We start from the raw sequence: 15299 nt of genomic DNA, 5'->3' as shown, positions 1-15299 counted from the left end.
GACCATGACGGACTCGCCCAACGACTACCAGGACCGGATCGCGATCATCGGCATCGGCTGCCGGTTTCCAGGCGGGGTCCGTGACCACCGCGGCTTCTGGCGCAACCTGATCGAAGGCCGGGACTGCATCGTCCCCACCCCGGCCTCCCGCTACGACACCGCCACCCTGGGCAGCCGGGACCGGGCGAAACCCGGCCGGCTGATCGGCGGGCGCGGCGGCTACATCGACGGCATCGACGAGTTCGACCCCGAGTTCTTCGGCATCAGCCCGCGCGAGGCGGAGCACATGGACCCGCAGCAGCGCAAGCTGCTGGAGGTGGCATGGGAGGCGCTGGAGGACGGCGGCCAGCTGCCGAGCCGGCTCGCCGGACGCGAAGTCGGCGTCTACGTCGGCGCGTTCACCCTGGACTACAAGATCCTGCAGTTCGCCGACCTGTCCTTCGACACGCTGGCCGCGCACACCGCCACCGGCACCATGATGACGATGGTGTCGAACCGCATCTCGCACTGCTTCGACTTCCGCGGCCCCAGCGTCTCCATCGACACCGCCTGCAGCTCCTCGCTGGTCGCCCTGCACCTGGCCCGGCAGAGCCTGCTGCGCGGCGAGACCGAACTCGCCCTGGCCGGCGGCACCCTGCTGCACCTGGCGCCGCAGTACACGATCGCCGAGACCAAGGGCGGCTTCCTGTCCGCCGAGGGCCGCTCGCGCGCGTTCGACGCCACCGCCGACGGCTACGTCCGCGCCGAGGGCGTCGGCGTGGTCGCGCTCAAGCGCCTGGCGGACGCGCTGCGCGACGGCGACCCGATCCACGCCGTGGTGCTCGGCAGCGGCGTCAACCAGGACGGCCGCACCGACGGCATCACCGTGCCCAACCCAGATGCCCAGGTCACCCTGGTGCGCCGGGTCTGCGCCGAGGCCGGGATCGAGCCGGGCAGCCTCCAGTACGTGGAGGCGCACGGCACCTCCACCCCGGTCGGCGACCCGATCGAGGCGCAGGCGCTGGGCCGGGTCCTCGCCGAGGGCCGCGAGCCCGGCGACCGGTGCTACGTCGGCTCGGTCAAGACCAACATCGGGCACACCGAGGCCGCCGCCGGCATCGCCGGGCTGATCAAGACGGTGCTCGCGCTGAAGCACCGGCGGATCCCCCCGCACATCAACCTGGAGCGGCCCACCGACGCGATCGACTGGGCCGCGCTGCCGTTCGAGGTCCCGACCGGCGCGGTGGACTGGCCCGCGCACCGGGGCCCGGCCCGGGCCGGCGTGAACTCCTTCGGCTTCGGCGGCACCAACGCGCACGTCCTGCTGGAGGAGGCCCCGGCCCGCCCGGCCGCCGCCCCGCCCGCCCGGACGCCCGCGTTCACCGTGCTGCCGCTGAGCGCCCGCGACCCCGCCGGGCTGCCCGAACTGGTCGACGGCGTCCGGCAGGAGCTGGCCGCCCCCGACGGCCCGCGGCCGGCCGATCTCGGCCACACCCTGGCCCGGCGCCGCGAGCACCACGAGCACCGCCTGTCGGTGGTGTACCGCCCCGACGACCCCGAGTCGCTGGACGAGGCGCTCGCCGCCCAGCAGCGCGGCGAGCCGCACCCCCGGGTGCTGACCGGCCGCCGCCTGGAGCGCGCCCAGCGCCGGCTGGTGTGGGTGTTCACCGGCATGGGCCCGCAGTGGTGGGGCATGGGCCGGGGCCTGCTGGAGAGCGAGCCGGTCTTCCGCGAGACGGTGGAGCGCTGCGACGCCGAGATCCGCCGGCAGGCCGGCTGGTCGCTGCTGGCGGAGATGGCCCGCGACGAGGCCGACTCCCGGATGGCCGAGACCTGGCTCGCCCAGCCCGCCAACTTCGCCGTGCAGATCGGCCTGGCCGCGCTCTGGCGCAGCTACGGGGTCCGCCCGGACGCGGTGGTCGGCCACTCCACCGGCGAGGCCGCCGCCTTCCACGAGGCCGGCGTGCACGAACTCCCCGACGCCGTCGCGGTGATGCTGCACCGCAGCCGCCTCCAGCACCGGCTGGCCGGCACCGGCGCCATGCTCGCCGTCGGCCTGACCGAGGTGGAGGCCGCCCGCCGGATCCGCGCCTGCGACGACCGGGTCTCGGTGGCCGCCGTCAACAGCCCGTCCTCCGTCACCCTCTCCGGCGACCGCGACACCCTCGCACGGCTCGCCGCCGACCTCGAACGCGAGCAGGTCTTCGCCCGCTTCCTGCCCGTCCAGGTGCCGTACCACAGCGTGCGGATGGACCCGATCCGCGACGAACTGCTGGACGCCCTGGCCGACTTGAAGCCGCGCCCGGCCGAGCTCCCGCTGTACCTGACGGCCCGCGAGGGCCGTGCGCACGGCACCGAGCTGGACGCCGCGTACTGGTGGCAGAACGTCCGCGAGCCGGTGCGGTTCCGCTCCGCCGTGGACCTGCTGGTCGACGACGGCCACCAGGTGTTCCTGGAGATCGGCCCGCACCCCGTCCTCGGCCACGCGATCCGCGAGTGCCTGGACGGCCGGGAGGCGAGCGGCTGGACGGTGCCCTCGATCCGCCGGGAGGAGGACGAGCCCGAGCGCTTCGCCCGCTCGCTGGCCGAACTGCACAGCCTGGGCGTCGAGTTGGACTGGCGGACGCTGCACCCGGGCGGGTCGCCGGTGCCGCTGCCGGGCTACCCGTTCAAGCGCGACCGGTACTGGGTGGAGCCCGCGCCGGTGGCGCAGGTCCGGCTCGGGCGGCTGGACCACCCGCTGCTGGGGCGGCGCACCGCGAACGTCCGCCCCACCTGGGAGGTGCAGCTCGACCTGGAGCGGCTGCCCTACCTGGCCGACCACCGGATCGAGGAGGCGGCGGTGTTCCCCGCCGCCGGCTACCTGGAGATGGCCGCGCAGGCGGTGCGGGTGCTGACCGGCGCGGACCGGACGGTGCTGGCCGACATCGAGCTGCCCAAGGCGCTGTTCCTGTCCGAGGCGCTGCCGCCGACCGTCCAACTGGGCTTCGACTCCGACGGCGTGACCTTCTCGGTCGCCTCCGGCGGCGCCGAGCGCACCCTCCACGCGACCGGCGTGGTCCGCACCGACCAGCGCCGCGGCCCCGGCCCCGCCCCGGACTTCGACGCGGTCCGGGACCGCTCCCGGCGGCGCCTCGCCGGGGCCGACTGCTACCGGGAGCTCGCCGGGCTGGGCTACGGGTACGGCCCGGCGTTCCAGCGCATCGAGGAGGTCTGGATCGGCCCCGGCGAGGCGCTGGCCCGGATCAGCCCGGCCGATCCCCGCCCGGTGGACGCCGACGCCGCGCACGTCCACCCGACCCTGCTCGACTCCTGCTTCCAGGCTCTGCTGACTCCCCAACTCCTGGAGCCCGCAGGGCAGGTGAGCGGCATCCGGCTGCCGCTGTCGATCGGCGAGGTGGCCCTCGACCGGATCGGCGACCGGCCGTTCTGGGTGCACGCCACCGTCACCCGGGAGGACAGCGACGAGCTGGTCGGCGACCTCGCCCTGCACGCCGACGACGGCACGCTGCTCGGCCGGGTCACCGGCTTCCGGGCGGCCGGCGTCGAAGGCGCCGCGGCCTCGGTCGGCCTGGCCGCCATCGACGGCTGGCTGGCCGAACCGACCTGGATCGACCAGGAGTTGGAAGGTACGGACACTCCGCCGGAGCACCTGGTGGTGCTCGCCGACGCAGGCGGCCTCGCCGAGGAGCTCGCCGCGCTGGTGCGCGGGCGCGGCGGGCGCTGCCACCTGGTGCGTCCGGGCGGGGAGTACCGGCACGGCGACGACGCCTCCACCGTCCGGCCCGGCGAGGCGGCCGACCTGCGCAAGCTGTTCGACGACCTCGACGACGGCTTCGACACCGTCCTGCACCTGTGGAACCTGGACCTGCCCGCGCTGGACGCGGCCGGCCCGGCGCAGCTGGCGGACTGCGGCACGCTCGGCGGGTACTCGCTGATCGCCCTCGCCCAGGTGCTGCCCGCGGCCCGGCCGAAGGGGCGGCTGCACATCGTCACCCGGGGCGCCCAGGCGGTGGTCGCGGGCGACCCGGTGGAGCCGCTGGGCGCGCCCGCCTGGGGCATCGGGCGGGTGCTGTGGCAGCAGGAACTCGTCGCGCAGCGCGGCAAGTTGATCGACCTGGGACCGGCGGCCGAGCACCCCACCGAGGCCGCGGCGCTGCTGCGGGAGCTGGCGGTGGCCGACGCGGAGGAGGTCGGGCTGCGCGGCGAGCTGCGCCGCACCTGCCGGCTGCGCCGGCCCGCCGACCTCACCCGGCCGCTGCCGCTGCGGCTGCGGGCCGACGGCAGCTACCTGGTGACGGGCGCGTTCGGCGCCCTCGGCCGGCTGCTGTGCCGGACGCTGGTCAAGCGGGGCGCGCGGCGGCTGATCCTGGTGGGGCGCACCGCGGTGCCCGCCCGTGAGCAGTGGGCCTCGGTCGATCCGGACGGCCCGGCCGGCCGCCGGGTGGCGTTCCTGCGCGAGCTGGAGGCGCTGGGCGCCCACCCCGTGCCGGTGCCGCTGGACGTCACCGACGGGGCCGCCCTGGCCGCCTGGCTGGCGGACCACCGGAAGCGTCAACTCCCGCCCGTGCGTGGCGTGTTCCACCTCGCGGGGCAGGTCAGGGACGCGCTGGTGCCGGAGCTCGACCGGCAGGTGTTCGACGCCGCGTGGGAACCGAAGGTGCTCGGCGCGCACGCGCTGCACCGGCAGCTGCGCGAGGAGCCGCTGGACCACTTCGTGCTGTTCGCCTCCATCGCCTCGCTGCTGACCACCGCCGGGCAGACCAACTACGCGGCGGGCAACGCCTTCCTGGACGCGCTGGCGCACCACCGCCGGGCCCGCGGCCTGCCCGCGCTGTCCATCGACTGGGGCCCGTGGGCGACCGGCATGATCGAGGAGCTGGGGCTGGTCGGCCACTACCGCGAGGCGCGCGGCATGAGTTCGCTGCCGCCGGCCGCGGGCATGGCGGTGCTGGAGCGGATCATCGGCCAGGACCGGGCGCAGCTGCTGGTCGCCACCGTCGTCGACTGGCCGGTGTTCCAGGCCTGGTACGCCTCGCCGCCGGCCCTGGTCGCCGAGCTGGCGGCGGACGCGGAGGTCCCGCAGGCCGCTCCGGCGGGCGGTTTCCCGGCCGCGTTCCGGGCCGCCGCCCCCGAGGCGCGCCGCCCGCTGGTGGCCGAGCGTTTCACCGAGCTGGTCGCGACCGTCCTGCGGGCGAAGCCGGAGCGGATCGACCCGGCCGCCGGGCTGAACAGCCTCGGCCTGGACTCGCTGCTGGCGATGGAGCTGCGCGCCCGCATCCACGCCGAGCTGGGCGTCGCGCTGCCGGTGGTGACGCTGCTCAGCGGCGACCCGCTGGACGAGCTGGTCGAGCGGGTCTACACCGGCCTGCTGGAGTCGGCGGCGGACGGCCCGGTGGCCGAGGCCGAGGTGGAGCTGCACACCGACGAGACCCGCTACCCGCTGACGCACAACCAGAAGGCGCTCTGGTTCCTCAAGCACCTCAACCCGGACGCCTTCGCCTACAACATCGGCGGCGCGGTCGAGATCCGCACCGAGCTCGACCCGGAGCTGATGTTCGACGCCTTCCGGGTGCTGGTCGAGCGGCACCCGGTCCTGCGGGCCAACTTCGTGCTGGAGAACGGCCAGGCCGTCCAGCTGATCAGCCCCGACGCGCGCCCGGACACCGGCCTGTTCGACGTCCAGGACCGCGAGTGGGACGAGATCCACGACATGATCGTCGAGGAGTACCGCAAGCCGTACGACCTGGAGCGGGACCCGCTGGTGCGGCTGCGGCTGTTCAAGCGCGGGCCGGACCGCTGGGTGCTGATGAAGGCGGTGCACCACATCGTCTCCGACGCGATCTCCACCTTCACCTTCATCGACGAGCTGTTCACCCTCTACGAGGGCCGCCGGCACGGCCGCCCGGCCGAGCTGGCGCCGGTGCCCTCGCGCTACCTGGACTTCCTCAACTGGCAGAACCGCATGCTCGCCGGGCCGGACGCGGCGCGCATGCTGGACTACTGGCGCACCCACCTGCCCGCCGAGATGCCGGTGCTCGGCCTGCCCACCGACAAGCCGCGCCCGTCCGTGCAGACCCACAACGGGGCGTCCGAGTTCTTCCGGCTGGACGACGAACTGAGCGCCCGCGTGCAGGAGTTGGCGCGCCGGCACGACGTCACCGTGTTCATGGTGCTGCTCAGCGCGTACTACCTGCTGCTGCACCGCTACTCCGGGCAGGACGACATCATCGTGGGCAGCCCGGTCACCGGCCGCACCCACGAGGAGTTCGGCTCGGTCTACGGCTACTTCGTCAACCCGCTGCCGCTGCACCTCGACCTGGCCGACCGGCCGTCGGTCGCCGAGCTGCTGCTGCGGGTCCGCGACACCGTGCTGGGCGGCCTGGACAACCAGGAGTACCCGTTCGTGCTGCTGGTCGAGCAGCTCGGGCTGCAGCGCGACCCGAGCCGCTCGGCGGTCTTCCAGGCGATGTTCATCCTGCTGACCCACAAGGTCGCCACCGACAAGTACGGCTACCACCTGGACTACATCGAACTCCCGGAGGAGGAAGGGCAGTTCGACATCACGCTGTCGGCCTACCAGGACCGGGCGGACGGCTGCTACCACTGCGTGTTCAAGTACAACACCGACCTGTTCGAGCCCGCCACGATGGCGCGGATGGCCGGGCACTACCGCAACCTGCTGGACGCGCTGACCCGGGCCGGCGCCGAGCAGCCCGCCGACCGGCTGCCGCTGCTGGGCGCCGACGAGCAGCACCTGCTGCTCGACCGGTGGAGCGGCGCGGGCCGCACCGAGCCCGCCGGGGCGCCGGTGCACGAGCTGATCGCGAAAGTCGCCGCCGAACGCCCCGACGCCGTCGCCGTCACCCTGCCCGCCGCCGACGGCACCGCCCGCCGCCTCGACTACCGCGAGCTCGACCTCCGCAGCCGCCGCACCGCCGCGCGGCTGCGCCACCTCGGCGTCGGCGAGGGCTCGGTGGTGGCGCTGTGCCTCGACAAGTCGCCCGAGCAGATCACCGCGCTGCTGGCGGTGCTGCGGGCCGGCGGCGCCTACCTGCCGCTCGACCCCGAGCACCCGGTGGACCGGCTCGCCTACCTGACGGGCAACGTCGGCGCCGCCCTGCTGCTCACCGACCGCGCCCGGCCCGAACTGGCCGGGCTCGCACCGCGGGTGCTCACCCTCGACGAACTCGACCGCACCCCCGAGAGCCCCGACCCCGACCCGGTCGTCGGCCTGGACGCGCCCGCGTACGTCATCCACACCTCCGGCAGCACCGGCCGCCCCAAGGCCGTCCGGGTCAGCCACCGCAACCTCGCCTCGGTGTACGCCGGCTGGCGCTCCGCGTACCGCCTGGACGACGACGTCCGGGTGCACCTGCAGATGGCCGCGCAGTCCTTCGACGTCTTCACCGGCGACGTGGTGCGCGCGCTGTGCTCCGGCGGCCACCTGGTGCTGGTCGACCGCGACCTGCTGTTCGACACCGCCCGGCTGTACCGCACCATGGCGGAGGAGCGCGTCGACTGCGCCGAGTTCGTCCCCGCCGTGGCGCGCGGCCTGCTGGCGCACTGCGAACGCGAGGGCCGGCGGCTGGACTTCATGCGCCTGCTGATCGTCGGCTCGGACGCCTGGAAGGTCGAGGAGCACCGCCGCCTGCACGCGCTGTGCGGCCCGCACACCCGGCTGGTCAACTCCTACGGGCTGACCGAGGCCACCATCGACAGCGCCTGGTACGAGGGCCCGGCGGACGGGATCGAGCCCGGCCGGATGGTCCCGATCGGGCGGCCGTTCCCGAACAGCGCGCTGTACGTCCTGGACGGGCACGGCGAGCCCGTGCCGCCCGGCGTGGCGGGCGAGCTGTGGGTCGGCGGCGCCGGCGTCGCCGACTGCTACCTCGGCGACCCGGAGCAGACCGCCGAGCGGTTCGTCCAACGCACCCTCGGCGGCCGGGAGGTGCGGCTGTACCGCACCGGCGACCTGGCGCACTGGGCGGCCGACGGCACCGTCCGGCTGCTGGGCCGGGCCGACAACCAGGTCAAGGTGCGCGGCCACCGCATCGAACCCGGCGAGATCGAGACCCAGCTCGCCGCGCTGCCCGGTGTCGCCCAGTGCGCCGTGACGGTGCGCCAGGTCGACGACGCAGGCGGCGTGCTGTGCGCCTACTACGTGCCCGAGCACGGGGCCGAGCTCGACCCGCGCGAGCTGCGCCGGCACCTCGCCGACCGGCTGCCCGCGTACATGACGCCCTCGCACCTCACCGAGCTGCCCGTCCTGCCGCTCACCCCGAACGGCAAGGTGGACACCGCCGCGCTGCCCGCCCCGCAGTTCGATCCGGGCGACGGCGAACCGGAGCCGCCGGCCACGCTGTTCGAGGTGCGGATGGCGGAGCACTGGAAGACCCTGCTGGGGGTGGAGCGGGTCGGACTGCAGCACGACTTCTTCGAGGCGGGCGGCAGCTCGATCAAGCTGATCGAGCTGATCCACCACCTGCGGGCCGAGTTCAACGTGTCCATCCCGGTCAGCCTGCTGTTCGAGTCCACCACGCTGCGCGGCATGGCCCGCACCCTGCAGCACGTCATCACCGGCCGGATCGCCGGCGCGCAGCCCTACCTGTGCTTCAACTCCGACGGCACGCAGGGCGAGCGGGTGTTCTGCTTCCCGCCGGCCGGCGGGCACGGGCTGGTGTACCGGCAGCTCGCCGCGCACCTGCCCGAGTACCGGTTCGTCGCGTTCAACTTCCTCACCGGCGACGACAAGGTGGCGCGCTACGCGGATCTGATCGAGTCCTTCGGGGAGCCGGGGCCGTACACGCTGCTCGGCTACTCGCTGGGCGGCAACCTCGCCTTCGAGGTGGCCAAGGAGCTCGAACGGCGCGAGCACGAGGTGCCGCACGTGCTGATCGTGGACTCCTACCGGATCGCCGAGTCGTTCACCCTGCGGGACGAGCACCTGGACGCCTTCGAGCGGGAGCTGCGCGAGCACCTGCGCCGGCACACCGGCTCCGACGTGGTCGCCGAGGAGACCCTCAGCCAGGCCCGCGAGTACCTCGACTTCTGCAGCCGCACCCCGAACCTCGGCTCGGTGCGCGGGCTGATCAGCGTGATCTCCGACCAGGAGAAGACGCCGTTCTACGCGGTGGGCAACCAGGGTACCTGGCACGGCAGTTCGGACCTGCGGACGGCCGTCTTCCAGGGCTTCGGCAGCCACGCCGAGATGCTCGACCAGGACTTCGCGGCCCGCAACGCGGAGCTCACCCGCGGCATCCTCACGGGGGGTGCCAGCGGTGTCGCGCAGTGACGGCGGGCCCCGGGTCATCGTCATCGGCGCCGGACTCGGCGGGCTGGCCACCGGCTGCTACGCGCAGATGAGCGGGATGCGGTCGCGGATCTTCGAGAAGCACGTCCTGCCGGGCGGCTGCTGCACGGCCTGGTCGCGCAAGGGCTACCTGTTCGACTACTGCATCGACTGGCTGATCGGCACCGCCCCCGGCAACGACGCCAACCGGGTCTGGCGCGAGCTCGGCGCCCTCGACGGGAAGGCCATCACCAACTTCGACCTGTTCAACCGGGTCGTCGACGAGCACGGCCGGTCGGTGTCCTTCTACAACGACCCCGACCGGCTGGAGCGGCACCTGCTGGAGCTCTCCCCCGCCGACGCCCGGCCGATCCGGGCCTTCTGCCGCGACCTGCGGCGCTTCGCCGACCTCGACCTGCACCCGTTCCTCAAGCCGTCCGCGCTGAAGACGCCCGCGGAGAAGCTCGCCACCCTGCGGGCGGTGCTGCCCTCGTTCCGGCTGCTGTGGCGCACGGCCGCGACCCCGCTGAACGCCTTCGCCGACCGCTTCCAGGACCCGCTGCTGCGCCAGGCGTTCCGCAACATCCTGTTCCAGGACCCGGACGGCTTCCCACTGCTGCCCTACCTGTACAGCATGGCCGCCGCCCGCAACCTCAACGCGGGCTTCCCGCAAGGGGGTTCACTGGGCCTGGCGCGGTCGGTCGAGCACCGCTACACCTCGCTCGGCGGCCGGATCGACTACCGCGCCCGGGTCGAGCGGATCCTGGTCGAGGACGGGCGCGCCATCGGCGTCGAGCTGCGGAACGGCGAGCGGCACTACGCCGACCACGTGGTGTCGGCCGCCGACGGGCACACCACCATCTACCGTCTGCTGGAAGGGCGTTGGACCGGACCGCGGATCGACCGGCTGTACCAGGAGGTGCTGCACCAGCCGGGCACCCTGTTCCCCGCCGTGGTCTCGGTGTTCCTCGGCATCGACGGCGAACTCGACGCCGACGACCCGCACTGCACCACCTTCCTGCTGCCCGCCGAGCAGGCCGCCGAACTGCCCGGCGGGCTCCAGCGCGGGCTGGTGGTGCAGCAGCGCTCGCGCTACTCGGACGGCTTCGCGCCGCCCGGCAAGTCGGTGATCCACTGCACCTACTTCAGCGACTACGACTACTGGAAGGCCCTGCGCGGCCGGGACCGCAAGGAGTACCGGGCGCACAAGCAGCGCGCCGCCGACGTCGTCCGGGCCTTCCTGGAGCGGCGCCACCCCGGCCTCGGCGGGCGCATCGACCTGATCGAGGTCGCCACCCCGGCCACCATGGAGCGCTACACCGGCAACAGCTACGGCAGCATCCTCGCCTGGAAGGCCTTCTCCGGCGCCGACGACCTGGTCACCAAGCTGATCAACCGGGACCGGATGCGGCTGCCCGGCCTCAGCGGCTTCTCGATGGCCGGCCACTGGGCCAGCCTCGGCGGCCTGATCCGCGCCGCGTCCAGCGGCCGGTTCGCCGTCCAGTACCTCTGCGAGGAGCTCGGCGTGGAATTCCGGGCCTGGGAGAGCGAGGACCAGGACCCCTGGCACCCCGGCAAGCTCGGACACCTGCCCCAACTCGCCCGCTGGAGCGCCACGGCATGACACGCAGAGAAACCATGATCGTCATCGGCGCGGGGCTGGGCGGACTGTCCACCGCCTGCTACGCGCAGATGAACGGCTACCGCAGCACCGTCGTGGAGATGCACGAGATCCCCGGCGGCTGCTGCACCGGCTGGGACCGCGGCGACTTCACCTTCGACTGCTGCATCAGCTGGCTGCTCGGCAGCGGGCCGGGCAACGAGATGCACCAGATCTGGCTCGAACTCGGCGCCCTGCAGGGCAAGGAGATGCGCCACTTCGACGTCTTCAACATCGTCCGCACCGAGCACGGCGAGGTGTACTTCTACTCCGACCCGGACCGGCTCGAAGCCCACCTGATCGACATCTCGCCGCAGGACGCCCGCACCGTCCGGCAGTTCTGCGCGGGCCTGCGCAAGTTCCGTACGCTGCTGGCGAGTTACCCCTTCCTCAAGCCGGTCGGCCTGATGGGCACGGTGGAGCGCTGGCGGATGCTGGCGGGCTTCGTGCCCGCCTTCAACGTCATCCGACGCTCCATCACCACCCTGATGACGGACTACTCGTCGAAGTTCCGGCACCCGCTGCTGCGCGAGGCGTTCAACTACATCCTGTACGAGCGCCACCCCGCCTTCCCGGTGCTGCCGTTCTACTTCCAGCTGGCCTGCCACGCCAACCTGTCCGCGGGCGTCCCCGAGGGGGGCTCGCTGGGGCTGGCCCGGTCGATCGAGCAGCGCTACCTGCGGCTCGGCGGGGAGGTGCACTACAACACCAAGGTGACGGAGGTGATCGTCGAGGACGACCGGGCGATCGGCGTCCGGCTCAGCGACGGGCGCGAGCTGTTCGCCGACATCGTGGTCTCCGCGTGCGACGGGCGCACCACCTTGATGGACTTCCTCAAGGGACGCTATCTCGGCGACACCTACCGGGAGTTGTACACCAACACCATCACCCAGCCCGGCATGGTCTTCCCCGGGTACGTCACCGTCTTCCTCGGCCTGCGCCGGCCCTTCCCCGAGGGCGAGCCCTGCACCACCTACCTGCTCGACCAGGACCGGGCCGCCCTCCTGACCGGCATCCGCCACCCCAGCATCAACGTGCAGTTCCGCAGCCGGCACTACCCCGAGCTGTCGCCCCCGGACACCACCGTGATCTACGCCAGCTACTTCTGCGACATCGAACCCTGGCGGGCCCTGAGCACCGGCCCCGAACAGCAGAGCCGGGTGCGCCGCGGCGAGGAGCTGCACACCCTGCCCACCGGGCGGGGCCGCGCCTACCAGACCGCCAAGCGGCAGGTCCGGGACACCATCGTGGACTTCCTCGACGGGCGCTACCCCGGGTTGAAGACCGCCGTCGCCGTCAAGGACGTCTCCACCCCGCTCACCCAGGTCCGCTACACCGGCAACTACGACGGCAGCGTGCTCGGCTGGCAGCCGTTCGTGACCAGCGGCGAGACCTTGGAGGAGGAGGTCAAGCGCAACGGCCCCGGCCTGCCCGGACTGCGCAACTTCTACCTCTCCGGCGTCTGGGCCACCACCGGCGGCCTGATCCGGGCCGCCGCCGCCGGCCGCCACGTCATGCAGTTCATCTGCCGCGACGACGGCAGGCCGTTCCGGGCCGAGATCGACCGCAGCGCACCCCTGCCCACCCATCTCGTCGTCCCCGTAGGCCGTTGAGGAGAACAGCACCGTGCAGATCGCCAAGTGGGTCGTCCAGGAGCACCTCGAAGGGGTGCCCGACGTCGAACGGATCTACCGGAAGGTGGTCGAGGACGTCGACGTCGACCTCGCCGACGACGAGATGCTGTTCCGCACCCGCTACCTCTCGCTCGACCCGTACCTGCAGGGCATCGCCCTGGACACGCCGCTGGGCGACCTGATGGGCGCCGACGCCGTCATGGAGGTGCAGGCGGCCGGTCCGCGCGCCCGGTTCGGGGTCGGCGAGCTCGTCCAGGGGTACGGCGGGTGGTGCACGCACCTGATCGGCAACGGGGACGCCCGGCTCTGGCAGACCGGGACCTTTCCGATGATCTTCCCGGAGTACCGGCGGCTGGACCCCGCGCACTACGACGACACCCTGCCGATCAGCACCGCGCTCGGCATCCTCGGCAGCCCCGGCATGACCGCCTGGGGCACCCTCACCAAGTTCATGACCGTCGGGCCCGGCCACACCGTCCTGGTCAGCGCCGCCAGCGGGGCCGTCGGCTCGCTGTTCGGGCAGCTCGCCGTCCGGGCGGGCGCCCGGGTGGTCGGCACCACCAGCTCCGAGGAGAAGATCGACCACCTCCTCGGCATGGGCATCGAACCGATCGTCTACCGGCACGGCGACGACGCCGAGCAGATCGGCGAACTGCTGCGGAAGGCCGCGCCGGACGGCATCGACCGCTACCTCGACAACCTCGGCGGCGCCGTCACCGACGCCGCCTTCACCATGCTGAACGTGCACAGCCAGGTCGCGGTGTGCTGGCAGTGGGCCACCCAGGTCGGCGAGGAGCACACCGGCCCCCGCCTGCTGCCGTACATCCTGTTCCCGCGCACCACCATCCGCGGCATCTTCGCCCCCGAATGGTTCACCGAGGCCAACTGGGCCGCGCTCCGCGCCGAGGTCGGCGACCTGGTCCGGCGCGGCGAGATCGTCCACCGGCAGACCGTCCACCACGGCTTCGACGCCATCCCCACCGCCTACCGGAGCCTGTACGGCGCCGACCGCGCCCGCAACCGGGGCAAGGTCGTCGTCGAACTCTGAACCGGGCCAACCGACATGACAGGAGAAACCGTGCGACCGTCCCGGAAGTTCGGACAGCTCACCGACCAGGGCCCGACCCCCGGGGACGTTGCGCTGCCGCCGGCGCTGCCCTACCCCGACGGCTGGGCGGCGCTGGCGTTCAGCGCCGAGCTGCGGCCCGGCACCGTCCTCACCCGCCGGTTCGCGGGCGAGGACGTCGTGCTGTACCGGCAGCGGGACGGCCGGGTGCGCGCCGTACGCCCCTACTGCCCGCACCTGGGCGCCCACCTGGGCCTGGCGAAACTGGCCGGCAACGACCTGGTCTGCCCGTTCCACCGCTTCGCCTTCGGCCCCGACGGGCGCTGCGTGCGCACCGGGTACGGCACCCCGCCGCCGAAGGCCTCGCTGACGCACCTTCCGGTCCATGAGGTCAACGACGCCGTCTTCGTCTGGCGCCACCACGACGGCCGCGAACCCGACTGGAACCTCCCCGCCTGGCACAGGCTCGGCAACCTGCCTGCGCGGCACGCCAGTTGGGAGATGGCCGGGTACGCCCAGGACGTCATGGAGAACGCCGTGGACGTCGGGCACTTCCAGACCCTGCACGGCTGGTCGCAGGGCGAACTCGCCGCGCCCGTCACCTTCGACGGCGTCACCTTCCACGTCTCGATGCGCGTCCAGGAGCAGTTCCCGCTGATCGGCCGGCGGCAGGTCGACATCGAGGTCGACGGCTACGGCCTCAGCTGCCTGCACACCGACATCCACACGCCCGCGCTCGGCCTGCGGATGTGCTCGCTGGTGATGGCCACCATGACCGCGCCCGGCCGGATGCAGTTCCGGCAGGCCAGCCGCTTCCTGGTGACCGAGCCGACGAGCCTGCCGCCGGCCCTGGCGCGGGCCGTCAGCCGGTCCGTCACCCGGCTGCTGGCCGGGCCGATGTTCCGGTTCAGCTGCGAGTTCACCGCCGCGGACTTCCCGATCTGGTCCACCAAGCAGTACCTTGCTCGCCCCCGGCTCGCTTCGGGCGACGGACCCATCGGGCCTTTCCGCCGCTGGTCCCGCCAGTTCTACCCGCCCACCCCCGGCGGGCCGCTCCCGCTGCCGACCACCCCCCTCGGAGGACACCAGGATGCCGAAGCCACCCGAACCGGGCACTCCCGCCCCTGACTTCACCCTGCCCGGCCTGGTGCTCGACGGGGACGCCGCCGTCCGCCGCGAGTACCGCCTCGCCGAGGCCAAGGGCAGCCCACTCGTGCTGGCCTTCTACCCCGGCGACGACACCCTCGTCTGCACCCGCCAGCTGTGTTCCTACAGCACCGACCTGCACCGGTTCACCGACCTCGGCGCCACCGTCTGGTGCATCAGCGGCCAGGACCTCGAAAGCCACGAACGCTTCGCCCGCAAGCGCGAGTTGGCGCTCCCGCTGCTCTCCGACCCCGGCGAGGCCGTCGCCAGGGCGTACGGCATCACCGCCCCCGGCATCGGCCTGCGGCGCGCGGTCTTCGTGCTGGACGGCGAGGGCGTCGTCCGCTGGCGGCACGTCGCGCTGGCCGGGCTGACCTTCCAGCGGACCGACACCCTGCTGCGGGAGCTCGCGGCATTGGCGGCCGAGCCGGCGGCGCCGAACTGAGACGCCGCCACCGGGCGCGAGCAGGCCGGGCTCGCGCCCGTTCGGCGTCGAATGTCCGAGCCGGGGAGCAGGATGGG

At 73.1% G+C, this 15299-nt stretch carries 6 protein-coding genes; all 6 read left to right on the top strand.

Features of this window, described 5'->3' with window-relative positions:
- Positions 1 to 4 precede the first annotated feature (4 nt).
- Genes ACWEMJ_RS21700 through ACWEMJ_RS21675 form a run of 6 tightly spaced genes read left to right on the top strand, consistent with a single transcriptional unit; the run spans position 5 to position 15222 of the window.
- Positions 5 to 9274, top strand: a complete 9270-nt coding sequence (locus ACWEMJ_RS21700; protein WP_452138725.1) for an amino acid adenylation domain-containing protein — start codon at positions 5 to 7, stop codon at positions 9272 to 9274.
- Positions 9252 to 10895, top strand: coding sequence for a phytoene desaturase family protein (locus ACWEMJ_RS21695; protein WP_452138724.1), 1644 nt, complete (start codon positions 9252 to 9254; stop codon positions 10893 to 10895). Before ACWEMJ_RS21700 ends, ACWEMJ_RS21695 begins: the two co-directional genes overlap by 23 nt.
- Before the next feature lie 14 nt (positions 10896 to 10909).
- The gene (locus ACWEMJ_RS21690) at positions 10910 to 12544 is read left to right on the top strand and encodes a phytoene desaturase family protein (protein ID WP_452138735.1); all 1635 of its coding nucleotides are present in this window, start codon (positions 10910 to 10912) and stop codon (positions 12542 to 12544) included.
- Between the two features lie 13 nt (positions 12545 to 12557).
- Positions 12558 to 13613, top strand: coding sequence for an MDR family NADP-dependent oxidoreductase (locus ACWEMJ_RS21685; RefSeq protein WP_452138723.1), 1056 nt, complete (start codon positions 12558 to 12560; stop codon positions 13611 to 13613).
- Between the two features lie 30 nt (positions 13614 to 13643).
- Positions 13644 to 14759, top strand: a complete 1116-nt coding sequence (locus ACWEMJ_RS21680; RefSeq protein WP_452138722.1) for a Rieske 2Fe-2S domain-containing protein — start codon at positions 13644 to 13646, stop codon at positions 14757 to 14759.
- On the top strand, positions 14722 to 15222 hold the full coding sequence (locus tag ACWEMJ_RS21675; protein ID WP_452138721.1) for a peroxiredoxin family protein: 501 nt from the start codon (positions 14722 to 14724) through the stop codon (positions 15220 to 15222). The genes ACWEMJ_RS21680 and ACWEMJ_RS21675 overlap by 38 nt, the downstream gene beginning before the upstream one ends.
- The last annotated feature ends 77 nt before the right edge of the window (positions 15223 to 15299 follow it).

This window comes from Kitasatospora sp. NPDC004531 (genome assembly GCF_053602195.1).
Note: the sequence above shows the minus strand (reverse complement) of the source record. Positions and strands in the feature narration are given on the sequence as shown.